General features: G+C 75.4%; 21 protein-coding genes. 5 read left to right on the top strand and 16 right to left on the bottom strand.

What is annotated here, in order from left to right:
- Positions 1-5: 5 nt before the first annotated feature.
- From ACLB9X_RS07160 to ACLB9X_RS07115, 10 genes are all read right to left on the bottom strand, one after another.
- Positions 6-1,751, bottom strand: a complete 1,746-nt coding sequence (locus ACLB9X_RS07160; protein ID WP_410359394.1) for an ABC transporter ATP-binding protein/permease — start codon at positions 1,749-1,751, stop codon at positions 6-8.
- A complete protein-coding gene (locus ACLB9X_RS07155; RefSeq protein ID WP_410359393.1) occupies positions 1,748-3,076 on the bottom strand; it encodes a nitroreductase in 1,329 nt (442 codons plus the stop codon). Before ACLB9X_RS07155 ends, ACLB9X_RS07160 begins: the two co-directional genes overlap by 4 nt.
- A 42-nt stretch (positions 3,077-3,118) precedes the next feature.
- Positions 3,119-4,495: a YcaO-like family protein gene (locus tag ACLB9X_RS07150; RefSeq protein WP_410359392.1), complete on the bottom strand. Its 1,377-nt coding sequence runs from the start codon at positions 4,493-4,495 to the stop codon at positions 3,119-3,121.
- The gene (locus tag ACLB9X_RS07145; RefSeq protein WP_410359391.1) at positions 4,486-5,982 is read right to left on the bottom strand and encodes a CocE/NonD family hydrolase; all 1,497 of its coding nucleotides are present in this window, start codon (positions 5,980-5,982) and stop codon (positions 4,486-4,488) included. The genes ACLB9X_RS07150 and ACLB9X_RS07145 overlap by 10 nt, the downstream gene beginning before the upstream one ends.
- Complete coding sequence (locus tag ACLB9X_RS07140) at positions 5,979-6,773, bottom strand: hypothetical protein (protein ID WP_410359390.1); 795 nt, start codon at positions 6,771-6,773, stop codon at positions 5,979-5,981. The genes ACLB9X_RS07145 and ACLB9X_RS07140 overlap by 4 nt, the downstream gene beginning before the upstream one ends.
- A 74-nt stretch (positions 6,774-6,847) precedes the next feature.
- Positions 6,848-6,976: a streptamidine family RiPP gene (amiA, locus tag ACLB9X_RS07135; protein WP_410359389.1), complete on the bottom strand. Its 129-nt coding sequence runs from the start codon at positions 6,974-6,976 to the stop codon at positions 6,848-6,850.
- A 68-nt stretch (positions 6,977-7,044) separates the two neighbouring features.
- Positions 7,045-7,917 (bottom strand): ABC transporter ATP-binding protein, encoded by an 873-nt coding sequence (locus tag ACLB9X_RS07130; RefSeq protein WP_410359388.1) that lies wholly within the window; start codon positions 7,915-7,917, stop codon positions 7,045-7,047.
- Positions 7,918-8,154: 237 nt separating this feature from the next.
- Positions 8,155-9,234, bottom strand: coding sequence for a FecCD family ABC transporter permease (locus ACLB9X_RS07125; RefSeq protein WP_410359387.1), 1,080 nt, complete (start codon positions 9,232-9,234; stop codon positions 8,155-8,157).
- Positions 9,231-10,241, bottom strand: coding sequence for a FecCD family ABC transporter permease (locus ACLB9X_RS07120; protein ID WP_410359386.1), 1,011 nt, complete (start codon positions 10,239-10,241; stop codon positions 9,231-9,233). Before ACLB9X_RS07120 ends, ACLB9X_RS07125 begins: the two co-directional genes overlap by 4 nt.
- The gene (locus ACLB9X_RS07115) at positions 10,238-11,218 is read right to left on the bottom strand and encodes an ABC transporter substrate-binding protein (protein ID WP_410359385.1); all 981 of its coding nucleotides are present in this window, start codon (positions 11,216-11,218) and stop codon (positions 10,238-10,240) included. Before ACLB9X_RS07115 ends, ACLB9X_RS07120 begins: the two co-directional genes overlap by 4 nt.
- A 101-nt stretch (positions 11,219-11,319) precedes the next feature.
- Here ACLB9X_RS07115 and ACLB9X_RS07110 point away from each other — a divergent pair, with 101 nt between their 5' ends.
- From ACLB9X_RS07110 to ACLB9X_RS07100, 3 genes are all read left to right on the top strand, one after another.
- A complete protein-coding gene (locus tag ACLB9X_RS07110) occupies positions 11,320-12,693 on the top strand; it encodes a hypothetical protein (protein ID WP_410359384.1) in 1,374 nt (457 codons plus the stop codon).
- Between the two features lie 115 nt (positions 12,694-12,808).
- Positions 12,809-13,606: a hypothetical protein gene (locus ACLB9X_RS07105; protein WP_410359383.1), complete on the top strand. Its 798-nt coding sequence runs from the start codon at positions 12,809-12,811 to the stop codon at positions 13,604-13,606.
- A complete protein-coding gene (locus tag ACLB9X_RS07100) occupies positions 13,603-14,115 on the top strand; it encodes a protein phosphatase (RefSeq protein WP_410359382.1) in 513 nt (170 codons plus the stop codon). The genes ACLB9X_RS07105 and ACLB9X_RS07100 overlap by 4 nt, the downstream gene beginning before the upstream one ends.
- Positions 14,116-14,244: 129 nt before the next feature.
- Here ACLB9X_RS07100 and ACLB9X_RS07095 read toward each other — a convergent pair whose 3' ends face one another.
- The 3 genes from ACLB9X_RS07095 to ACLB9X_RS07085 are packed head-to-tail and all read right to left on the bottom strand — an operon-like array spanning position 14,245 to position 16,647.
- Positions 14,245-14,613: a hypothetical protein gene (locus ACLB9X_RS07095; protein WP_410359381.1), complete on the bottom strand. Its 369-nt coding sequence runs from the start codon at positions 14,611-14,613 to the stop codon at positions 14,245-14,247.
- Positions 14,614-14,651: 38 nt separating this feature from the next.
- Positions 14,652-15,875, bottom strand: a complete 1,224-nt coding sequence (locus tag ACLB9X_RS07090) for a WD40 repeat domain-containing protein (RefSeq protein WP_410359380.1) — start codon at positions 15,873-15,875, stop codon at positions 14,652-14,654.
- A 10-nt stretch (positions 15,876-15,885) separates the two neighbouring features.
- Positions 15,886-16,647 (bottom strand): GntR family transcriptional regulator, encoded by a 762-nt coding sequence (locus ACLB9X_RS07085; RefSeq protein WP_410359379.1) that lies wholly within the window; start codon positions 16,645-16,647, stop codon positions 15,886-15,888.
- Positions 16,648-16,798: 151 nt separating this feature from the next.
- Here ACLB9X_RS07085 and ACLB9X_RS07080 point away from each other — a divergent pair, with 151 nt between their 5' ends.
- On the top strand, positions 16,799-17,644 hold the full coding sequence (locus tag ACLB9X_RS07080) for a (2Fe-2S)-binding protein (RefSeq protein ID WP_410359378.1): 846 nt from the start codon (positions 16,799-16,801) through the stop codon (positions 17,642-17,644).
- A gap of 224 nt (positions 17,645-17,868) precedes the next feature.
- Positions 17,869-18,957 carry a DUF2637 domain-containing protein gene (locus ACLB9X_RS07075; RefSeq protein WP_410359377.1) on the top strand — a complete coding sequence of 363 codons (1,089 nt, stop codon included), beginning with the start codon at positions 17,869-17,871 and terminating at the stop codon, positions 18,955-18,957.
- A gap of 38 nt (positions 18,958-18,995) precedes the next feature.
- Here the strand turns inward: ACLB9X_RS07075 and ACLB9X_RS07070 are convergent, their stop codons facing one another.
- From ACLB9X_RS07070 to ACLB9X_RS07060, 3 genes are all read right to left on the bottom strand, one after another.
- A complete protein-coding gene (locus tag ACLB9X_RS07070) occupies positions 18,996-19,430 on the bottom strand; it encodes an ATP-binding protein (RefSeq protein WP_410359376.1) in 435 nt (144 codons plus the stop codon).
- A 115-nt stretch (positions 19,431-19,545) separates the two neighbouring features.
- Positions 19,546-21,288 (bottom strand): pyruvate dehydrogenase, encoded by a 1,743-nt coding sequence (locus ACLB9X_RS07065; protein WP_410359375.1) that lies wholly within the window; start codon positions 21,286-21,288, stop codon positions 19,546-19,548.
- Between the two features lie 70 nt (positions 21,289-21,358).
- Entirely contained in the window at positions 21,359-22,219 is an 861-nt protein-coding gene (locus ACLB9X_RS07060) for a protein phosphatase 2C domain-containing protein (protein WP_410359374.1), read from the bottom strand.
- Positions 22,220-22,605 lie beyond the last annotated feature (386 nt).

Raw genomic sequence — 22,605 nt, 5'->3', positions numbered from 1 at the left:
GCTGGTCACGCCGCCTGCCCTTCCGCCGGGTCCGCCGTACGGGCGGCCGTGACCAGGCGCGCGTAGACGCCGTCCGCGGCGAGCAGTTCGGCATGGGTGCCGACGGCTTCCACACGTCCCGCGTCGAGGACGACGATGCTGTCGGCGTGGCGTACGGAGTCGAGCCGGTGGGCGACGACGAGACACGTGCGGCCCCGGGCGGCGTGCAGGAGTTCGCGCACGATCTGGGCCTCGCGGCGTTCGTCGACGGCGCTGGTCGCCTCGTCGAGCACCAGGACGGGTGCGTCGGCGAGCAACGCCCGTGCCAGGGCGAGCCGTTGGCGCTGTCCGCCGGAGAGGGTGGCGCCGCGTTCGCCGACCGGGGTGTCGTAGCCGTCGGGCAGGTTCAGGATCTCGTCGTGGATGCCGGCGGCCCGCGCCGCCCGGTGGAGCGCGGCGTCGCTCGCCCCCGGAGCGCCCAGGCGCAGGTTCTCGGCGACGGTGGCGTGGAAGAGGTACGTCTCCTGGGAGACGACCGCGATGCCGCGCCGCAGGGAGTCGAGGGTGTACGCGCGGATGTCTGTGCCGTCGGCGAGCACCCGTCCGGCGTCGGGGTCGTCCTGCCGCAGCAGCAGGCCGAGGAGCGTGGACTTGCCCGCGCCGGACGGCCCGACGACGGCGGTCGTCCGGCCGGCCCGCGCGGTGAAGGTCACTCCGTCGAGGGCGGGGCGCGCGGCGCCGGGATGGGCGTACCGCACGTCCTCGAACCGGATGGCGGGGGCCTGCGGCCAGGCGGCGGCGAGCCGTCCCTCGTCCACGACGCCGCCGTCGGCGGTGCGCAGTTCGGCGATCCCGTCGGCGGCCGAGACGCCGAGGTACCCCGAGTGCCATTCGCGCGACAGGTCCCGTACGGGCCGGAAGCCCTCGGAGGCGAGCATGAGCACCAGGTAGGTGCCGGTGGGGGTCTGCGCCCCCGACGCGGCGGACGCGCAGGCCACGAGCGCGGCGGCGACCGTGCCGCCCTGGACGGCGAGGTCCGTGATCCCGGTGTCGACGAGGGAGACGCGCAGTTTGGCGACCGTGGCCCGGTGCAGTTGCGAGGAACGCGCCTGGAGCCGGGCCCGGGTGCGCCCGACCGCCCCGGCGGCCCGCAGGGCGGGCATGCCCTGCAGCGCCTCCAGGTAGTCGGCGGCGAGGGCCTCGTAGGCGCCCCAGTGCTGCTGCCCCCGGCGTTCCAGCAGCTTGTCCCACCAGCGAGGTGCGAGCAGCGCGATCACGAGGGCGGGTCCGAGGGCGAGCGCGGCCCACGGTTCGGCGAAGGCGACGACGATGAGCAGCACCGGCGGCACGGCGCAGGTGACGAGCAGTTGCGGCAGGTAGCGGGAGACGTACGCGTCCACGCCCTCGACGCCGTCGACAAGCGTGGCGCGTACGGCTCCGGCGCGTGCGTCGGCGTGCCGGGACGGGCCAACTGCCCCAAGCCGTACGAGGAGTTCGTCGCGCAGCCCGGTCCTGACTCTCGCGCCCGCGCCGACGGCGGTGCGCCGCTGGGCGCGTACGAGCAGGGCCCGTACGGCGACGACGGCGAGCACCGCGCCCAGCAGCAGCGGCAACGGGCCGGTCTCGCCGCGGGCGATGCTGGCCAGCGCGAAGGCGAGCAGGACGGCCTGGGCGAGGTGGGTGACGGCGACCGCGCCGAGCAGCGCGGTGGCGGTGAGCAGGGGCCGCCGCGCGATGCGGGCCGCGCGCACCAGCTCGGGGTGGACCATCATGACGAGTCGTCTCCTTGCGTGGTCGCGGTCGTGGGGTCCGGTTCGGGGACCGCGGCGTCGCGGCCGCGGGCGAGGCCGGTCACGGTCATGGGATCCGGTTCGGCGGCCGCGGCGTCGCGGCCGAGGGCCAGGCCGTGGAGCACCCAGTCGCGGCCCGGGGGTTCGCCGAGCGCGGCGCCGAGGTCGGCGCCCTGCCAGGACCCGACGGGCCGCGACGCGAGGCCGAGGGCGGTGGCGGCGGCCTGGGCGTGGCCCATGCCGTACCCGGCGAGGAGGTGGTCGCGCCGCACCTGGCACACGGGCGCGTCGGACGGACAGCCGTGCGCGAGGAGTACGGCCCCGGCCAGGGCGATCCACGGCTGGCGGGCGCCCCAGTGGGCGAGCGTCGGCAGCACGTCCCCGGACGCGACCCGGGGCAGGGCGTCGCCCGTGTCGCGGCCGCCCCGCCCGTCGGCCGGCGCCGCCAGGATGCCCGGTCGCGGACCCGCGAGCGCGAGGCTCCAGGCCGGGCCGTCCGGGGCCGCCGCGCGGGCCGCGGCCAGGACCCGCGCGAGGTCGGCGCGGCCGGGTACGCCGCCGAAGCCGGGGGCCGCGCTGCGCCGCGCCAGAAGGACCTCGGAGGGGACCGGGTCCGGTGCGGGACGCCAGGTCCCCCGGACAGCGCCCGCCGCGGCGAGGGCCGCGAGCACCCGTCGCGCCTCGGCGAGGTCGCCGTGCACCGGCACCGCGTCGTACGGCAGCGTCACCGTGCCGGCCGCCGCCGACCGCACCAGCAGCGCGTCGGGATCGCCGGGCAGCAACTGCACGGCGGCGAGGGCCGGTTCGAGGGGCCTGCCGAGCGCCGCCGACAGCAGCGCGCCGTCCGCGTCGAGGCATACGGCGGGCGCTCCCGCGAGCGCAAGCGCCGCCGCGGCGTGTCCGGTGTCGAGGACCACCAGGGGCCAGGCGCGGTGGCCGTAGTGGGAAACGGTCCGGCGTGCGGCGACCGCCAGTACGGCGACGGCCCCGGCGGGGACCCGTCCGCGGCCGAGCGGGCTGCGGCGGCGGATGCGGTGCCCGGCGGGATCGTAGACGTACCGGCCCGGCCGCACCGAGCAGCCCGATCCGATCACCAGGTAGGTGTCGACGGGGTGCAGGGCCCCGGCCGAGGGCGTGGGGCGCAGCCGGTCCCCCGCGAGGGCCGGCCGCAGGAGGCGGTCCAGCTCGGGCGGTACGGGCAGCGGTTCGCCGGGCAGCGCGGGGCGCGCCGGGCCGGCCGGCGTGTCCGGGCCGGGCTCCTCGGCCGAACGGGCCCGGGCGAGCGCCGGGCGTACGGGATCGGTCATGCGTCGGGGCTCACGTGTACGTCATCTGTCATGCGTCGCGGCTCACATGTGCGGGGGCGGCGCGAGGGTGAAGTCGGCGGCCCGGTAGGGGGGTTCGCTGCGCCAGCCGCGTGCCAGGGCGGCCTGCCCGAAGCGCGGGCAGCCGAGGTACGCGAACGCGGCGGGCGCGTTCGGCACCAGGCCGGAGACGAGCACACGGGCGACGCGCAGCGGCGTCTCGGCCACGTCCTCCGTGGTGAGGTCGGCCGTGATCACACGGTGTCCGCCGGCCGCGAGCCGCGCGTGGAGGTCGGCCCTGCTGCCGTGCGGCACGGCGGAGACGGGGACGGTGCCGAGCGCGGGCTCGGTGAACCGGGCGGCGAGCGGTGCCATCCGCGGGTCGAGCCACACCTGCACGTGCGCGCCGAGGTCCCGTACGGCCGCGAAGTCGCTTCCGCAGTCGTCGAGGTAGCGGCGGTCGGCCCGGTGGTCGAGGTAGAGCCCGCGGGCGAGCATCCCGGCGTCGATGGCGCGGAAGACCCATCCGTCGGCTTCGGTGGCCCCCTGGGTGAACACCCAGGTGTGCACGGCCTCCAGGACGGCCTTGCGGGCGGCTTCGGCGGGGTCGTAGCGGCAGGCGAACCCGGCGGCGTGGATGCCGCGTGCCGCGTCGTGCACGAGGGCGGCCATGCAGGGCGCGAACTCGGACGGCATCTCCACGATCGACACCTCGAGGTCGCAGCCCGCGAGATCGTGGGTGAGCCCGGGCACGGAGGCGGGGTCGATGCCCCGGGTGGGGCCGTCGAGATGCCACCACAGTTCGAGCGCATCGCGTTCGACGACTTCGAGGAGGCCGCGTTCGACGGCGTCGTCGAAGCCCTGACCGGTCGCGATGCCCGCGTAGTTGAGATGGTGTGTACGGGGCAGCTGCTTGAAGTCGCCCTGCCGCCAGTTGAGATGGGTCAGGGCGACGGGCGCCCACACCTCCTCGCCGTTCTCCCGGGCTCGGGTCCACAGGGCGGGTGTGTCCTCGGTGAGGGGGCGGTAGGCGAAGCGGGGGCGGTCGTACTGCCAGCCGGCGTAGGCCGGGAGGTCACCGGGGCCGTAGAGGGTTTGCCCCTCGGCGAGGAGTTCGGCGGCCGTGGCACGGCGGGGGGCGTCGCGGTGGCCGGGCGGGGGCAGCCGGTTTCCGCAGTAGCGCTCGACGGCCTCGGCGACGGCGGCGGTCCGCGCGCCGTCCGGGTCGCCGAACGTGGTGCCGAGCGAGACCCGGTCCGCCGGCCATGCCCCGAAGCGGCGGGCATCGGAGACGTCGGCGGTCATGGCGGTGTAGCGGGGCGGTGCGCCGGTGGGGTGCGGCACGGCCTCGACCGCGCGTATCAGCCCGCAGACGGGGTCGACGAGCGCGTCGAGGGAGAGCGGGCTGCTGGTCACGTGCATGTCTCCTGTACGGGGTCTACGGGGTGGCGGCCGTCTGCGACGGGGAGCAGCAGCGCGCTGCCCCCCGTCCGTACGGTGCGCCGGGAGGCGGTCAGCCGGGTGGCGTGCACGGGGTCCTCGCCGGTGTGCGGGTTGCGGGCGTGCGCGGGGAAGTGGTGCCCGGCGATCTCGACGCGCAGCCGGGTCCCGGCGGGCAGTCGGCGGGCCAGTCGGCCGAGCGGGACGTGGAAGCGGGCGTCGGCTCCCGGCGGGTCGGCGCGCCGGACGACGCCGACGGCGAGGGGGTCCGCGCGGCCGTCGGGGTCGAGTGCGACGACGCGTACGGCCCAGTCGGCGCAGGGGGTGTCGGCGGTGGCGCACAGCCGGACCGCGGCGGTGCCGAGGAGGTCGAGCGGGCGCGGCAGGGGCGGGGTGACGAGGACCGCGCGGTCGGCCGGCCGGCCGGTGTCGATGTCCACGTCGTCGCTGCGCACGGGGTGGTGGGGGTCGGCGGTGAAGTGCTCGCCGTGCAGGAGCCGCAGTCCGGCCGGGGAGCCGAAGTCCCGCGTGGTGGGGCGGGCGGGGGTGCCGGCGGCGTACCAGTGCTCGCTGCCGCCGAGGGCGATCGCGCCGTGGCGGCCCGGTCTCAGGCCGCCGCCGAGCGCGGCGCGCGCCCAGCGGACGTAGAGCTCGCCGAGCGCCATGCGGTGTCCGGGCCGCGCCTCGGGGCCCGGCTCGGCGGTGAGCCCGTGTCCCCACGGCCCGAGGAGGAGCCGCGCGGTTCCGCTCCAGTGCCGCCACAGCCGTACGGCGTCGTCGAGGAACGGGTCGCGGGTCCCGCCGACCACGAGCAGCGGCACCCGGGGCCCGGACGCGGCGGGATCCGGCGTGTCCGGGACCGCCTCCCACAGCGCTTGCCATGACGGCAGGTCCCGGCCGAGGCGGGACGGGAGCGTGGCGAGCGGGAGGTGTTCCAGCAGGCGGGGGTCGGACGCGAGGGCCTTGGCGAGGGCCTGTTCGTCGGAGTCGGGACGGTCGCCGTGCGCGGCCCACCAGCCGGCGCGGGCCGACAGGCGCTCGACGCCGTCGGCTTCACGCGCCGTCTCGGCGAGGCCGAGGGCCGGGACCGCGGCGATCACGGCGTCCGGGCGGCCGGCCGGGTCGTCCCCGTGTGCCGCGGCGAGTGCGCAGTGAGCCGCGTAGGAGGCGCCGGCCGCGACGATCCGGCCGTCGGACCACGCCTCGTCCCGGACCCGGCGCAGTGTGGCGGCGCCGTCGGCGGCCTCGTCGCGGTACGGGTGCCACCGACCCCCGGAGGCGTACCGGCCGCGGACGTCCTGGACGACGGCGGCGAAGCCGCGCGCCGCCCAGCCGCGTGCCTCGGCGCGGTGGCGTCGGCGGTCGTAAGGGGTGCGCAGGACGACGGCGGGGAACGGACCCTCACCGTCGGGGAGTTGGATGTCGGTGACGAGCCGGGCGCCGGGAACGGCGATCTGGGTCGTTCTCATCGGGCGATGGGGGCGACGTCGGGCACCGGCAGGACCGGATGCGCCGTGACGGCGAGGTCCCGGAGGTCGACGCGGCGCAGCAGGCGCCGGCTGCCGTCGGCGCCCGCGGCCCAGGCGACGAGGTCTGCGGTGAGCAGGGCGGCGGTCAGCGCGGTGGACGCCGCACTGTGGGCGGGCCCGTTGTCGGTGGTGGACGAACCGGCCCAGTACGCGGCGAGTTCGCGGTGGGCGGGTGTCGCGGCGAGCCGCCGCAGCCGGATGTGCGCGGAGGTCACGTCGCCGGGGCCGGCGGCGAGCGGTTCGAGCCAGGCGGTCGAGCCTTCGCGGTGGCAGCGCAGCCAGGCGACGCCGCGGGCGGGCAGCCGGTCGGCCTCGTCCCAGAAGGCGGGCGGCACGGGCGAGTCGAGGCACCAGACGACAGCGGTGCCGGGCCCTTCGACAGCCGGCAGTTCGGCGGCCCCCACCGCACGCGTCTCGCCGCCTTCGGCGCGTACGAGAGCGGTGAGCGCGCCGGTCAGGGGCTCGTCGCCGAGGACGAGGACCGTGCGCCCGGCCAGGCGGGGGGAGGAACCGCCGGGCCGGGCGAGGTAACCGGCCTGCTCGAAGGCGTCGGTGAGGCCGTCGAGCGCCGGGCTGTCGCCCGTGGTTCCGGTCAGGTGGGCCACCAGCGCGGCCGGGTCCGCGGTGCCCGTGTCGACGCGGAGGAACTCCCCGTCGGGGGTGCGCACCGCGAGGCCCTGTCCGGGGACGGTGACGAGTGCGACGCCGGGTGCGAGCCGTGCGGTGGACACGTGGTCTCCTGAGTGTTTCGGTGGACGGATCGGGCCCGCCCGGAATTGCGCTCCGGGCGGGCCCGATACGGGACTTACTTGTCGCCGTCGGCCTCGGCGGCGTCGTCGAAGGGGTTCTCGACGAGCGCGTTGGAGTGGGTGGCGGACAGGTGGGCGAGCTGGCCCTGCTCGGCGATCGGGCTGAACACCTTGTGCTGCTCCATGATCTGAACTCCGTTCAATTCGACGGTTGGGTCCGTGTCACCGGTCTCCCGGCGGCACACGAGAGACCTTAATGAATATGATTTTCATTGCGCAAGCCTTCCGGCTCGGGAAGAGGGTGATCCGGATAACACACCGGCCATCCGCCGACCGGGTCGCGCCCCACCCGCCCGGCCACACCCAGCACATCGGCGAGCAGCGCGGGCGTGACGACGTCCGCGGGAGGCCCGTCGGCCGCCACGACTCCCGAACGCAGCGCGACGATCCGGTCCGCGAACCGGGCCGCGTGGCCGAGGTCGTGCAGCACCATCACGACGGTCAGCCCGCGTTCCTCGCGCAGCCGCGTGACCGTCCGCATCACCTCCAACTGGTGCCGCAGGTCGAGGTAGGTGGTCGGCTCGTCGAGCAGCAGCAGCCGCGTATCCTGCGCCAGAGCCATCGCCAGCCGTACACGCTGCCGCTCACCGCCGGACAGCGCGTCGACCGGACGGTCGGCCCACGCGGCCACCCCCACGTCGGCCAGCGCCCGCGCGCAGACCGCGTCGTCGCCGTCGCGGAGCATGCCGAGCGGGCCGCGCGCCGCGTACCGTCCCTGACGCACCAGCTGACGGACGGACATTCCCGGTACAGGCGGTGCCGATTGGTGCAGCAGCGCGACGCGGCGGGCGGCGGCGCGCCGGCTGAGCCGGGCGAGGTCGTCCCCTTCGAGCAGGACCCGGCCCGCCGAGGGCCGCAGCAGCCCGGCGCAGAGTCTGAGCAGGGTGCTCTTGCCGCAGCCGTTGAGGCCGACGAGGGCGACGGACTCACCGGCGCCGACGTCGAGATCGACACCACCGAGGACGTCGCGTCCCGGGTATCCGAAGCGCAGGCCCTCGACCCGTAGGGTCCCGCTCCCGGACAGCGCGTCGCGGGGCAGGGACCGGTCGTCGGCCGTCGTGGTCATGTGGTCCTCCAAGAGTCGTGTGGGCGAGAGGCTCGCGGAGCCGCGGGCCCGGGCGGCTGCACGCGGTCCGGAGCCGCGGCCCCGGCGGCTGCGCGCGGTCCGGGGACGCAGCCCCGTCGGGTGCCGCGAGGCTCGCCGGGGCCGCAGGCCCAGGAGGTTGGATGCGCGGATCGGGGACGCGGCCCCGGGTGCGGTCGGCGCGCGCCGGCAGGTCACGCGTCCAGGCGGCCGTGGCGGTCATCCGCCCGCCGTGCCGCGGCGGGCCACCAGCAGCAGAAGGGCCGCGCCCACACACGTCGTCAGCGCGCCCGTCGGCACGCTCAGCCGGTCCATTTCGAGGGCGTCGGCCAGGGCCCTGGAGAGCCATTGGGAGCCGGCGTCCGCCCCGCACACCACCGTCGCGCCGAGCAGGGCCGCTCCGGGCAGCGCCCGGCGCAGGTCCGCCCCGAAGAGCGCGAAGGCCAGGTGCGGTACGAGCAGGCCGACGAACCCGAGGGCGCCGACGGCCGAGACGGCGCCCGCGGTCAGGGCGACGGCGCACACCAGGGCGGTCACGCGGGCCCGCCCGGTCGCGAGGCCCGCGGCCGCGGCCTGTTCGTCGCCGCAGCGCAGCATCGTCAGCGGTACGGCCAGCGCGCCCGCCGCGAGTCCCCACCCGGCCGCCCAGGGCCACAGCAGATGCCAGTGGTCCCACACCCGGCCCTCGGTGGAGCCGACGAGCCACTGCACGACACTGCCCAGTTCGCCGGGGGCGACCAGCAGCACCATGGCCGTCAGCCCGGACAGGACGGCGGAGACCAGCACTCCGTGCACGGCAGTCTGCGCCGGATCGGCCTGCTGCCGCCCGGCGAGCAGCCACAGCAGGCCCGCGCCGGCGAACCCGCCGAGAGTTGCCGCGACCACGACGGCCTCCGGCGAGCGCCAGCCGGCCAGTCCGAGTCCGGTGGCCGTCACCGCGCCGAGCACGGCCCCGGGGGTGACGCCGGTGACCTCGGGCCCGGCGAGCGGGTTGCGCAGCGCCGACTGGAGCACGATGCCCGCGAGGCCCAGGCTCGCGCCCGCGCCGAGCGCCACCAGGGCGCGGGGCAGACGCAGTTGAAGGACGACATGCCGTGTGGTGGCCTCTCCCCCGCCGCCGAGCGCCTGCCACACCTCCGCCGGCCCGAGCGAGCGCCCGGCCACGAGGTCGGCGCAGCCGACCGCGACGACGGCCAGCGCCAGCAGGGCGAGCGGCCATCCGCAGGACGTCCGTGCTTGCGGCGGCCGTTCACCGCGGGCCGGCCGTTCGGCCGCGACCGGTGTGCCGATGGGGCTCATGCGTCCGCCACCTCCTCGGCCGCGGACGGCCGCCGTGTCCGGGTGCCGGTGCGCACCTTCAGCAGAACGGCCCCCGCGGGAACGCCCAGAAGGGCCGTCCAGGCCCCGACCGGTGTCTCGATCGGGGCGAGGGCGAGCCGCGCGGGCAGGTCGGCGCAGGCCACGATCACCGCGCCCCACACCGCCGACCACGGCAGCCAGCCGACCGCGTCCGCGCCCGGCCGCAGCCGGCGGGCCAGGTGCGGCGCGAGGAACCCGGCCCAGGCGACGGGCCCGCAGACGGCGACGACCGGAGCGATGAGCAGTACGGCGATGGCGAGCGCGGCGAGCCGGGCCCGCCGTACCCGTACGCCCAGCGCCTGCGCGTCGTCGTCGCCGAGCCGCAGGACCGACAGCACCGGTGCGCACAGCACCAGGGCGGGCACCGCGACGGCGAGCCAGGGCCAGACCCCGTCCACGTCGTGCCAGGTGCGGGCCGACAGACTGCCGAGCAGATAGCGGTAGATCAGCTGCAGGTCGAGCTGGTCGGCCAGCACCATCAGCACGAGCAGCGCCGCCTGCAGCGCCGCCGCCACGGCCGCCCCGGTGAGCAGGACCGCGGAGGGGCTGCGCCCGAACCCGGCCGCCAGCAGGGTCAGTACGCCCCCGGCCGCCGCTCCGGCGAGTGCCAGCAGGGGCTGGAGGGCGAGCGGCACGGACAGGGCGAGGACGAGCGGCGTCGCGACGCCGAGTGCGGCACCCGACGAGACGCCGAGCAGCTCGGGGACGGCGAGCGGATTGCGCAGCGCTTCTTGGAGCACGAGCCCGGCCGCGCCGAGGCAGGCCCCGGCGACGAGCGCCAGGACGAGCCTCGGCAGGCGCAGTTCGGTGACGACGACGCCCGCCAGGGTGTCGCCGCTGAAGGCCGCGGGCAGCTGGTGCGGCGGCACGTACGGGGTGCCCAGGCACAGCGCGGCGAGGGCCGCAGCCGCCAGCAGCCCCGTCGCGGCGACGACGTGGCGGGTCACTTCAGTTCGGCCCTCGCCTCGTCGAGGACGATGCCGAGCGAGCGGGTGCCGCGTCCCTTGGCCCACACCTCGGAGTCGACCTCGTGGACCCTGCCGTTCTTCACCGCGGGAATCTGCGACCACAGGGGGTTGGCGGCGAGCTTGTCGGACAGCTTCTCCTCGGCCGGCCCGCCGAAGGACAGGGTCTCGACGAACAGGACGTCGACGTCGCGCGCGAGGATCTCCTCCATGCTGTAGGAGCCCTCGACACCGCGGCTCTTCCACGGATAGTGGGAGATCTTCGGGAAGAGCCCGGCGGCGACGTCGTTGCCGGGGGTGGCCACGCCGAAGTTCTCGTCGCTGCCGAAGATGATGAGCGACGTGTCGGCGCTCCTGTCGCCCTCGGCGTCGGCCAGCTTCTGCCGGAAGGCCCGCTCCGCCTTCTCGCCCTGCGCGGTGCGCCCGGTGAGCGCGGCGAGGTCGCGCAGGTATCCGACGCTGTCCTGCCAGGTGGCCGGCTGGACGGGCCAGAAGACGGTGGCGCCCTTCAGCGCGGGCGCCAGCTTGCCGTGGGTGTCCTCGAGACCGATGACGAGGTCCGGCTTGTGGGACAGGATCGCCTCGGCCTCGGGACTGAGGAAGCCGCCGGGTACGACGGGAATCCGGGCGGCCGCGTCCTTGCCGAGGAACTTCGGGTGCGCGAGCAGACCTGAGTTGGTGGCGACGGGCTTCATCCCGAGCTCGGTCAGCATGTCGTCGCACAGGGCGACGAGGCAGACCACGCGTGCGGGGGGCTTCTCGGTGGCGACGGTGACGCCCTTGGCGTCGGTGATCTTCCTGGCGGCGGTGATGGGCTCGACCTTCACCTCGGTCCTCGGTCCCGCCTCGGCCGGCTTGTCCTCGCTGCCGCCGGTGGCGGCTCCGCAGCCGGACAGCAGGACGCCCATGACGGCGGCGGCGGCCCAGCGGCGGACTTTCCTCAGCGCTCGGTGCGACATCGCACTCTTCTCTCTCGGATCGGTTCGGCCGGACTCGGCCACCCAGAGTTCTACATGATAATCATTCTCAACAAGACATCCGCCTTCCTCTGGAGACCGCCATGACCGAGGCCACCTCCGCGCCCCCTCGCCTGCTCGTAGCCGACCAAGTAGCGGGCTCCGTACGGCTGCTGGACCTCCCCGACGGCCGCGAGCGCGGCCTGGTCGAGGGCCGCCACCTCGCCGAGCACGCCGGATTCCTCGCGCTCCCCGGCGACCGGACCGCCTTCGTCGACGACCTCGCCGGCGAGCTGGTGGTCCTCGACCCGTACGGCCTCGACGCCGGCCGGCCGCTCGTCGAGGCAACCGTGCCGGTGGCGATCCCGGCCGAGCACCTGGCCGCCGACCCGAGTGGCCGGCTGCTCGCCGTCACGACCGGTCTCGGACACAACTGGGAGCCGTGGAGCGACGTGTTGACCGCCGTCGATCTCGCCGCGCCCGGCGGGCCGCGCGCGGTGCGCGTGCGCACGGACGCGGGCGAGCCGGGCGTCACCGTGCTCGGCCCGTCCGCCCCCACCGGGCCGGCGGACGGCCCGAACGCCGGCGCGCCCACCGGGCCGTCCGCCCTCGCGCACCCCACGGGCTCGGCGGACAGCGCCGCGCCCACCGGCCCGCTCGACGACGCCGACGCGCTGGTCGTCCTGCGCCACCGCCATCCCGGCTCGCTCACCGCCTACCGGCACGCGGAGCTGATGGCCGCCGCCCCCGCCTGTCCGCCGGCCGTCCCCGCGGCCGCTCTGCCGCTCACCGACGACGACGGGCACGGCGACGCCCACGACCCGCTGACCGGGTGGGTGTTCGCCGCCGCGGGCTCCGGGGTGCACCGCGCACGCCGCGCGGGCGGGTCCCTCGTCAGGGAGGAGCCGCTGCCGTGGGGCGGTCCCGGCCGCGGCTACTACCTGCGCCTCGACCCCGCCCGCCGCGTCCTGTGGTCCTGCGTCCGCGGCGGACCCGCCGACCCCGGCCGCTGGCCCGAGTGGTCCAACCACGCGTGGTGGCACGGCCTCGACTCCGGCACGGTCGGCCGGCTGCCGCTGGGGCCGGGCCTCGTCTTCCGGCTCGCCGTGGCCGCGCGCCACGTCGCGTACGCCCGGGTCCACCCGGACGGCGACGAACTGGTCCTGATCGCCACGGACTCGGACACGCCCCGCATCACCGCCCGGCTGCCGCTGCCCGCCATGGACGGCGCGCCCCGCCCGGGCGGGACACCGTGGGACGGGGTGCAGCGCCGGGCGATCGCCGCGTCACCCGGATCTTCTCTCGTGGCGGTCACTCGTGGGGGCCACGGCGAGATCCATCTCGTTGACGCCGACTCCGCGTCGAACCAGAACGCGCCGGTCACCACGCTGTCCGTGCCGACACCGCTCAACGACGGGGGCCATCTCGCCCTGGTCTCCCCCGGATCCGGCGCCCACGGCGACACGGTCGGCCGCTGAAGATTGTGAACTGATTCACTCGATCCCTTGGCCACGCATGCCCATCCGTGCTGAGATTCCGTCTGACTCAACAGCTCAATGGCGTGCTCGGGGAGGGCAAGTGGCGCATACCGCCATGTCTGGTTCCGGTACCACAGCAGGTGACGACCCCCTCCAGACCGCGGTATGGCGGCTGCGTTCGCGCGGCTGTTGGACCGACGCCGCGGCGCTCCTCGCGCCGCACACGGCGGACCCGGCGGCGGCTCTGGAGCGAGCCGGACTACTCGTCGAGCGCTGCCTGTTCACCTGTGACGGCTGGGCCGAGGCCGAGGACGCGCTGCGCACCGCGGAGGCCGCTGCCGGTGACGACGAGGAGCGCGGCGGCGCGGCGAGCGAGCGCGGCCGGCTGGCGTACGCGGCGACCCGGCTCGGCGTACGCGACCGGGCCGACGAGGCACGTTCCGCCCTCGGCCGGGCGACGGCGCTGCTCGCGCCCTCGTCGCCGCGACGCCCGCTGCTGGACTTCCGGCGCGGACTGGTCGCCGAGCACATCGCCGACGCGCCGCAGGCGGCGCGTGCCGCGTACGAGCGGGCCCAGGCGGGAGCCGCCGCGCACGACGACCCGCTGCTGCTGTCCTTCACCTGGCAGCAGCTCGCCGGGATCGCCCTGCGCGAGGGTGAGTTGGCGCAGGCGCGGCACGGCTTCGCCGAGTGCCTGCGCATCCGCGAGGAGCTGGGCTATCTGATCGGTACGGCGCCCGCGCTCGCGGGGCTCGCCGACTGCGAGGCGGAGCCGGAGGCGGGCCGCGTGCGCGCGGAGGCCCGCCGGCTGTTCCGGCTGCTGGGCGGCGTACCGGTGTGGCTGAGCCCCCAGTTGTCGCCCGTGGTGCCGCCGCAGGGCTCCCCGGCCCGTCCCGAGCCCGCCGCGCCGTGAGAACCCGCCGCAGGGAAGGGGACGTTCCGGAGCCGCGGACGCGCTGGGACGAGATCACCACCGGCCTGTGGATGGGCGGTCACGTCTGGACCGACGGGGTGCGCCCGCATCAGGACGTCGTAGTGGGGCGGGAGTTCGACCTGGTGATCAGCCTGTGGAGCCGCGAGGGCCACGGCCCGGACGTCGGGGTCGAGCACCATGTGGTGCCCATCCCGGACGACTGGCTGACGGCGGGCGAGATCGACAGCGTCCGCCGCATCGCCGAGGTCGCCGCGGACGCCGTACGGGCCGGCCGCAAGGTCCTCGTCCGCTGCTACTCCGGCTACAACCGCTCGGGCCTCGTCGCCGCCCAGACCCTGATCGAACTGGGCCACGACAGCGAGGGCGCGATCGACCGCGTCAGGCTGCGCCGCTCGCCCTGGGCGCTGCACAACCCGGCCTTCGAGCAGTACCTGCTGACGGGGCTGGACGTCGCCTCGCTGCTGTCCGGCCTGGAGCCGCCCGACTGACCGCGCCGGCCACACCCGCCGGGGCGGCTCCGCGCCCCGTCACACCCGCACGCACGGTGCCACGCCCCGTCACACCCGCCGGCGCGGCTCCACTCCCGGTCACACCCGCACGCACCGTGCCATGCCCGGTCACACCAGCCAGGACAGCGCCGCGACAGGGTTCAGCAGGAACACGACCACCCCAATCGCCACGGCGACCCAGACGAAGGTCCACACGCGGCTGCGCCGCGCCCGTCGCGTCTGCCCGTCGGGCCAGGCGCGCCAGCCGTCCGGCTGCGCCTGCACGGGCCTGCCCCGGCGGACGAGTCGCCGTGCGCGGCCCTGCTGCCGTGCGGCCTGCTCGTCGGCCAGGCGCAGCCGTTCGGTCACCATCCGCGCCCGCGCGGACGGCTCCTTGGGGGCCGCGAGCCGGGCCGGCCCCTCGCTCTCGATCTGGAACCGCGCCCACTCCTCGTCGGATATGGACGACTCCGGTATCTCCGGCAGCTCCCCGTTCATCGAACCCCCCTCGCTCATGGACAGCACGGCCGCACAGGCTAGTCCAGGGCCTTCGGGGAGGGTCGCGCGGGTCGCAGTGCCACGAGCATCTCGTCTGTGGCGAGGGCGAGTTGACCGTCCTGGACGACCGCTACGGCGCGGATCGCGGGCCCCGGGCGGAAGGCCCGTACGTCCCCCGTCACCGGGTGGTGCAGTTCGACGAGTCCGTCCGCCCAGGCGACCGCGACGGCCGGCCCGCGCGCGGTGGGCGCTGCGTGCAGGGCGACGACGGGGCAGGCGCGTTCGGTCAGCACAGCGGGCTGGGACGCCCGGCCGGGCGTCCACAGGCACACGGCGCCGTCCGCGCCGCCGCTGCACACGAGGGTGCCGGTCGCGGCGAGAGCGGTGACCCGGCCGGAGTGCGGTGCGGTCTGGTGCAGTCCGGCGGGGCCGAAGGCGTGCACGGAGCCCACGCGGTCGCCGACGAGGACGGTGTCCCCCGCCGCGGCGAGCGCGGTGCCGGGGTGGGCGGCGAGGGTGGCGGTGACGGCTCCGGTCAGCCGGCTGCCGGGGCCACGGGTGTGCAGGCGGCCGCGTTCGTCGAGGAGCAGGAGGGTGCCGTCGCCGGTCGCCGCCAGTGCCCTGACCCGGCCGGGCAGGGGCCCCGTGTGGGGCTCGGCGTCCAGGTGCCGTACGGCTCCGTCGCGGCCGGCGATCAGCAGCCTGCCCGCGGAGACGGTCAGTGCGGCGACGGGGCCGGGCGGGGGCGGTTCGGTGTCGTCCGGGCCGCGCGTCCACACGACGCTCCAGGGGGCCCCGGAGGCCAGTTCGGTGAGGGCGGCGCGCAGGTCCGGCCGGGCCGAGGCCGGCAGGGCGGCGAGCAGCGCCAGGGCGCGTTCGGCCGGTTCCTGGTCGCGGATCAGCGCCTGCCCCGCGCGCAGCCAGGCCGTTCGCAGCCCGCCGTGCGCGTCGCCGTCCTTCTCGTACGCGGCCGTGATGCCCAGCGGCTCGGCGGCGCACACGGCGGCCGGGTCGGCGAGGTCCACCGGTTCCCGGGCCGGCGGGACACCCGGGCCGCTCTCCGCGGCCTCTTCGACGACGACCCGCACATGCCCGAACTCCCGCAGGATGCGGGCGAGTTCGCCGACGGCCGCCGGGTCCTGGCCCGGCTGCCCGAGCCGCAGGGTGCGCGGCGCGCCGGACAACAGGGCGGACTGGAGTTCCGCGGGGGTGCCGGCGACCACACCGAGCTGGTTGGCCGCCGCCCATACCGTGCCGCGCACGCCTGCTCCCTCAGATGTCGGAACCGGTGAAGTGTTCGCGCACCAGGGACTGCACGACGGTCAGGTCCTGGGCGATCAGGGCCTCGAGGAGGGCCATGTGTTCGGCGGCGTCCGCGACCAGGTCGGCGCGTCGGGTGACGGGAGCCGCGGTGAGCGGCCACTGGGAGCGCCGGTGCAGGTCGTCCGCGACGGCGAGGAGTTGCTGGTTGCCCGCGAGGGCGAGGACGGCGTGGTGGAAGGCGCGGTCCGAGTCGGCGTATCCGGCGCGGTCGCCGGTCGCGGCCGCCACGGCCGTCGCCTCGGCGAGGGGGCGCAGCGCGATCCACTGCGCGGCGGGGACGGTGCGGGCGAGGCGGAGCATGACGGGTACTTCGATGAGGGCGCGCACCTCGGCCAGCTCGGCGAGCTCGCGGGGCGTGCGCGTAAGGACGCGGAAGCCGCGGTTGGGCACGACCTCGACGGCGCCCTCGGTCGCGAGCTGCTGCATCGCCTCGCGTACGGGAGTCGCGGAGACGCCGAAGCGTTCGCCGAGGACGGGCGCGGAGTAGACCTCGCCGGCGACGAGATCGCCGTCGACCAGGGCGGAGCGCAGGGCCTCGAGGATCTGTCCGCGGACGGAGTGGCGGCGGACGAGCCGCGGGGCCGGGACGGGGGGCTCGCTGTGGGTGTGCTCGCCGCGGACCTCTGCCGCCAGGCGGGGGCCGCCCTGGGCGGGAACGCGTGCGGACGCGTACGGCCGGTCGGCGGCGTCGCGCGCTCGGGCCTGCTCCACTCGGGTCCTCCTCCGGCCGCTGCACGGGGCCAGGCTGGCGTGTGCGAGGCCCCGTGAGCACGATAGGCGCGAGAGGCCGCAGTTCAAACATCGAACAGATCGGGTAAGGTAAGGCTTACCTGCTAACGATCGCGATTCGGTGGTCCCCGGCATGACCCTTTCTGCCCTGATTCCCGGCCTCGCCTCCCCTGTCGGCGAGGCCTACGCGCGCCTGGCGGACGTCTTCCCCGGCCTGCGCGTCCAGGAGCTGGGGGACGACGAGCCGACTCCCGACGGTGCGGGCTGGGTCCGTACGAGCGATCTCGCGGCGGGCGGCCCCGGCCTCGACTCCTTCCTCGCCTGGGACAACGCGCAGGTCCTGCGGGACTACGGGCAGCAGGCCCGCCCCGACGTCGTCGCCAGCTTCGGCCTGCACCGCTACGCCTGGCCGGCGTGCCTGCTCGTCACGGTCCCGTGGTTCCTGCACCGCCGGGTGCCGAGGGTGCCGGTCGAGGGCGTGGCCTTCCAGCGCGCGCTCGGGCGCATGGCGGTCCGGGTGAGCTCCTTCGCGTGCCTGCCGGACGATCCGGCGGCCGCCCTGCCCGGAGCCCGCGTGGTGCCGGACGAGCAGACCCTGCGCGAGGAGGTCCGCGCCGCGGTCGCCGAGCACATCGGCCCGGTGCTGGACAGCTTCGCCCCCCGGATGCGGCGCGGCCGGCGCGCCCTGTGGGGCATGGCGACGGACGAGATCGTCGAGAGCCTGTGGTACATCGCACACCTGCTCGGCGAGGAGGGCCGCGCCGTCACGGAGCTGGAGCAGCTGCTGCCGGGCACGGCCAAGCCGTACGTGGGCACCGCCGGCTTCCGCGAGCTGACCGGGCCGGACGGCGAGCTCCTGCCGACCCGCGACCGGGCGAGCTGCTGCCTGTTCTACACGCTGCGCCCCGAGGACACCTGCGTCACCTGCCCGCGAACCTGTGACGCCGACCGCGTGGAGCGGCTGCGGCGCGGCGCCTGATCGCCGCCTCGCGGCATCAACCGGGGTCCTCGAAGCCACGCCCTCTTTCGAGCGGGCTCGATTCGAACACAACTCCCTTTATCCGTAAGGAAGTTCGGCCGGATCGCACCTATCCGTGCGCCGAAGCGCCCCGTTGGCATGCTCTTGAACCGAAACCCCTTGGACGTCCCGTGCCGTCGGCCACTATGGCCGCCGAACGGCTGACGCGATGCAAGGGACACCGCATGAGACTGACCGACATATCGCTGGACTGGCTGCTTCCGGGCGGCGTGATGCTGGTGGGAGTCCTGACGGCGGTGGCGGTGCTCACGCGCGGCAGGCGCGCCGGGGCCAAGGCCGCGGCCGAGGACTCCTGGGAGCGCAGCGAGGAACGCCGCAGACGCAAGGAAGCCGTCTACGGCATCTCCTCCTACGTGCTGCTCTTCTGCTGCGCCGCGGTGGCCGCCGCGCTTTCCTTCCACGGTCTCGTGGGCTTCGGGCGGCAGAACCTCAACCTCTCCGGCGGCTGGGAGTACCTGGTGCCCTTCGGGCTCGACGGGGCGGCCATGTTCTGCTCCGTCCTCGCCGTGCGGGAAGCCAGCCACGGTGACGCCGCGCTCGGCTCGCGCCTGCTGGTGTGGACGTTCGCGGGTGCCGCCGCCTGGTTCAACTGGGTGCACGCGCCGCGCGGTCTGGGCCACGCGGGCGCCCCGCAGTTCTTCGCGGGGATGTCCCTGTCGGCCGCGGTCCTCTTCGACCGCGCGCTGAAGCAGACCCGCCGGGCGGCGCTGCGCGAGCAGGGCCTGGTGCCCCGCCCGCTGCCGCAGATCCGCATCGTCCGCTGGCTGCGGGCTCCTCGGGAGACGTTCGCCGCCTGGTCGCTGATGCTCCTGGAAGGCGTGCGCACCCTGGACGAGGCGGTCGACGAGGTGCGCGAGGACCGGCGGGAGAAGCAGCAGAACCGGATGCGCAGGCGGGACAGGGAGAAGCTGGAGCGCGCCCAGCTCAAGGCGTACAACCGGCAGCACCGGGCCTGGGGGCTGGGGCGGGCCGTGCGCCCCGCGGGGCTCCCCGCGCTCGGAGCGGCGGGCGGACTGCAGGGGCAGGCCCCGCCCGCCGGATCCGTGGTCGAGTCCTCGGGAACCGTCATGGAGCCCGCCATAGCCGAGCCCGGACAGCTGCCCGTGCGCGCCCGGCCGTCCCTGCAGGCCGTCGGGCCGAAGGGCCCCGAGCCCGTCACGGTGGACCTGACGGCCGAGGACGACACCCTGACGCTGCCCCGTCTCGACTCCCTGGAGCAGAAACTGAAGGACCTGGAGCAGCAGTTCGGCTGAACGGCCCGGAACGCGGGGCGGCCTGAGGCCCGAGGGCCTCAGGCCGCCCCGGCGTGCAGCTCGAACCACACCACTTTGCCCACCCCCTGCGCCGTACGCACTCCCCACGCGTCGGCGAGGCTCTCCACGAGGACCAGTCCTCTGCCGGACGTACCGAGGTCGGCGGTCGGTACGTCAGGGACGGGCAGTCCGGCCATGAAGTCACGGACCTCCACATGCAGCCGTGAGTCCTCGACGGTGGCCGTGACCACCGCGCCGCGGTCGGTGTGGATCAGCGCGTTGGTCACCAGCTCGCTGGCCAGCAACTCGGCGACGTCCGCCGCGTCCGCGGGGGTGTCCGCTTCCGGCTCCGGCCACTTTCCCAGCAGGTCGCGTAACGCGTGCCGCACCTCGGGCACAGCGGTCAGATCACCGCTGCCGAGTCTGCGGTGCAGCCGTCCGCGGACCTCCGCGCCCCCGTGACGTTCAGCCATCGATCCCCCACCACCCACACGTCGGAACCAGTCGTGATGCGCATGTGTTCACGGGATGCATGCCCCGCGCGCGGGACGCCACTCATGGGATTCCGCGGACGCTGCTTCCGGGCGGTCAGGGCCTCGGGACGTTCCGCAGGTTGGAGCGTGCCATCTGCAGCATCCGGCCGACGCCGCCGTCCAGCACGATCTTGCTGGCGGACAGCGCGAAGCCGGTCACCATCTCGGCGTGGATCTTCGGCGGGATGGACAGCGCGTTCGGGTCGGTGACGACGTCGACCAGCGCGGGCCCCTTGTGCCGGAAGGCGTCCTTGAGCGCGCCCGCCAGCTGTCTGGGCTTCTCGACCCGCACGCCGTACGCCCCGGCGGCCCGTGCGACGGCCGCGAAGTCGGGGTTGTGGTTCGCGGTGCCGAACGAGGGCAGTCCGGCGACCAGCATCTCCAGCTCGACCATGCCGAGGGAGGAGTTGTTGAACAGCACGATCTTCACCGGCAGGTCGTACTGGAGGAGGGTGAGGAAGTCGCCCATCAGCATCGTGAAACCGCCGTCGCCCGACAGGGAGACGACCTGCCGCCGCCGGTCGGTCAACTGGGCGCCGATCGCCTGGGGCAGGGCGTTGGCCATCGAGCCGTGGCTGAACGAACCGATGATGCGGCGGCGGCCGTTGGGGGTCAGGTAGCGGGCGGCCCAGACGTTGCACATGCCCGTGTCGACGGTGAACACGGCGTCCTCGTCGGCGAGTTCGTCGACGACGGAGGCGACGTACTCGGGGTGGATCGGGATGTGCTTCTCCACCTTGCGCGTGTACGCCTTCACCACGCCCTCGAGGGCGTCCGCGTGCTTCTTCAGCATCTTGTCGAGGAAGCGGCGGCTGGTCTTGGCCCGGACCCGCGGGATGAGGCAGCGCAGCGTCTCGCGCACGTCCCCCCACACGGCGAGGTCGAGCTTGGAACGGCGGCCGAGGTGCTCGGGCCGGACGTCGATCTGCGCGATCTTCACGTCGTCGGGCAGGAAGGCGTTGTACGGGAAGTCGGTGCCCAGCAGGATCAGCAGATCGCACTCGTGGGTGGCCTCGTACGCCGCGCCGTAGCCGAGCAGTCCGCTCATGCCCACGTCGTAGGGATTGTCGTACTGAATCCACTCCTTGCCGCGGAGCGCGTGTCCGACGGGTGACTTGATGCGCTCCGCGAACTGCATGACCTCGGCGTGCGCGCCGGCGGTGCCGCTGCCGCAGAACAGGGTGACGCGGTCGGCTTCGTCGATCATGGCCACGAGCTTGTCGAGCTCGGCGTCGCCGGGGCGGACGGTGGGGCGGGTGGTGACGAGGGCGTGCTCGATCGTCTTGTCGGGCGCGGGCCGGTCGGCGATGTCGCCCGGCATGGACACCACGCTCACCCCGCTGCGGCCGATCGCGTGCTGGACGGCCGACTGGAGGAGGCGCGGCATCTGCTGCGGGCTGGAGATCATCTCGCAGTAGTGGCTGCACTCGCGGAACAGCTGGTCGGGATGCGTCTCCTGGAAGTAGCCGAGGCCGATCTCGGAGGACGGGATGTGGGAGGCGAGGGCCAGGACGGACGCCATGGAGCGGTGGGCGTCGTAGAGCCCGTTGATGAGGTGCAGGTTGCCCGGCCCGCAGGAACCCGCGCAGGCGGCGAGACGGCCGGTGATCTGCGCCTCCGCGCCGGCGGCGAACGCGGCGGTCTCCTCGTGTCTGACCTGGACCCAGTCGATCGCGGCGTTGCGGCGGACCGCGTCGACGACGGGGTTCAGGCTGTCGCCGACGACGCCGTAGAGCCGCTGGACGCCGGCGCGGACGAGGATGTCGACGAACTGCTCCGCCACGTTCTGCTTGGCCATGGGTGCGTGCCCTTTCTGAATGGACCTCGATGTCCATCAACCCATGGCCGGGCGGGTCGCGCCTGTGCGGTTACGCCTCCCAGACGGCGACGGCCGTGCGGTCGTCGGCGTACCCCTTGACGCGGAGCTGGATGTCCGCGAGGAACTGCGTCATGCCCGGGGGGCCGGAGCCCCGCCACCGCTCGGCGAGCTCCGCGGCGAGTGCGGGCTCGTCCCGCAGGGGCTCGGCGAGACCGTTGCTGCACAGCAGGAGGGTGTCGCCCGGGCGGGCGACGGAGGCACGGAAGCGGAACGGCTCGGCCGGCGGCGGGGGCGTGGGGATGCTCAGGTCCAGGGTGAGCCGGTCGCCGCCCGGGGTCTCGGCGGGTGCGGCGGCCTTCTCGGGCACGCGTGGCTCGATGTCGTGCCAGGCCCCGTCGCGCAGCCGGAAGAGCCCGCCTGCGCCGGCACCGAAGAAGACGCGGGTGCGGCAGTCGGGGTCGGCGGAGAGCAGGAGGCAGCGGAGGCCGACGGTGTACTGCTCCGGCTCCACACCGAGCTCGGCCGCACGGGCGCGGAGCTTGCCGAAGCCGCGGTCGGTGAGGCGGTGCAGCCCCGACGTGAGGTCCTCCCTGCGGCCGGCCCTTATGTCCTCGGCGAGCCGTGCGTGGCTGCGGCCGACGGCCGTGCCGATCCAGCGGGTCACGTCGGCGGCGGCGAGGTGGGCGATCTCGGTGTGCCGGCTGCCGCCGGCGACGCCGACGAGCACGAGGGCGGCGGTTCCGGTCCCGAACCGGGCGGTGAGGAGGGCGTCGCGGCGGGGCTCGCCGCGGTACCGCGAGGAGTCGCCGCGCACGGAGGCGGCGCGCAGGGTGTACGTGCCGTACCGGGCCCCGTCGAGGACGGTGTCGGCGACGAGCTGCCCGAGCGCGAACGCCTCGGCGGGGGGCAACGCGGTGGGCTCGGCCTCGTAGGTGGGCGGCCCACCCCCGACGACCCCGACCCCCGGTCGCGGTGTCGCTCCCGGTGCGCCGGCCCCGTGACCGCCCTGCGCAGGCACGCGTCCCGCCGCCCCGGAACCAGGCTCGGGGACCGGCCCGTCCGGCGCGCCGGCGATCAGCCCGTGCTCGACCGCCCAAGCGCCCTGCTCAGGCACTCCCCCCGGCGGCGTGGGCACCGCCACCGACGGCGGAACGGCCACGTCGGCCGCCCCCGCATCCTGTCGGCGGCCGCCACCCTCAGGCGGCCCGCCAGGCCCCCGCCCGGGCGGCACCGACGGTGGCGGGACCCCCGCCGCTGACGTCGGCCCCGAACTGCCTTCGGCGGCCGGGCCGTCCG

Origin of the sequence: Streptomyces sp. 5K101 (genome assembly GCF_046506645.1) — a bacterium.
Lineage (GTDB): Bacteria > Actinomycetota > Actinomycetes > Streptomycetales > Streptomycetaceae > Streptomyces.
This window is presented reverse-complemented; position numbering and strand designations above follow the sequence as displayed.

Coding starts and splice junctions, on each gene's coding strand:
- ACLB9X_RS07115 (WP_410359385.1), bottom strand. CDS start 11,218: ATGTCGCACCGAGCGCTGAGGAAAGTCCGCCGCTGGGCCGCCGCCGCC.
- ACLB9X_RS07155 (WP_410359393.1), bottom strand. CDS start 3,076: ATGACCGATCCCGTACGCCCGGCGCTCGCCCGGGCCCGTTCGGCCGAG.
- amiA (WP_410359389.1), bottom strand. CDS start 6,976: ATGGAGCAGCACAAGGTGTTCAGCCCGATCGCCGAGCAGGGCCAGCTC.
- ACLB9X_RS07070 (WP_410359376.1), bottom strand. CDS start 19,430: ATGGCTGAACGTCACGGGGGCGCGGAGGTCCGCGGACGGCTGCACCGC.
- ACLB9X_RS07065 (WP_410359375.1), bottom strand. CDS start 21,288: ATGGCCAAGCAGAACGTGGCGGAGCAGTTCGTCGACATCCTCGTCCGC.
- ACLB9X_RS07130 (WP_410359388.1), bottom strand. CDS start 7,917: ATGACCACGACGGCCGACGACCGGTCCCTGCCCCGCGACGCGCTGTCC.
- ACLB9X_RS07095 (WP_410359381.1), bottom strand. CDS start 14,613: ATGAACGGGGAGCTGCCGGAGATACCGGAGTCGTCCATATCCGACGAG.
- ACLB9X_RS07145 (WP_410359391.1), bottom strand. CDS start 5,982: ATGAGAACGACCCAGATCGCCGTTCCCGGCGCCCGGCTCGTCACCGAC.
- ACLB9X_RS07110 (WP_410359384.1), top strand. CDS start 11,320: ATGACCGAGGCCACCTCCGCGCCCCCTCGCCTGCTCGTAGCCGACCAA.
- ACLB9X_RS07160 (WP_410359394.1), bottom strand. CDS start 1,751: ATGATGGTCCACCCCGAGCTGGTGCGCGCGGCCCGCATCGCGCGGCGG.
- ACLB9X_RS07125 (WP_410359387.1), bottom strand. CDS start 9,234: ATGAGCCCCATCGGCACACCGGTCGCGGCCGAACGGCCGGCCCGCGGT.
- ACLB9X_RS07075 (WP_410359377.1), top strand. CDS start 17,869: ATGAGACTGACCGACATATCGCTGGACTGGCTGCTTCCGGGCGGCGTG.
- ACLB9X_RS07150 (WP_410359392.1), bottom strand. CDS start 4,495: ATGCACGTGACCAGCAGCCCGCTCTCCCTCGACGCGCTCGTCGACCCC.
- ACLB9X_RS07080 (WP_410359378.1), top strand. CDS start 16,799: ATGACCCTTTCTGCCCTGATTCCCGGCCTCGCCTCCCCTGTCGGCGAG.
- ACLB9X_RS07105 (WP_410359383.1), top strand. CDS start 12,809: ATGTCTGGTTCCGGTACCACAGCAGGTGACGACCCCCTCCAGACCGCG.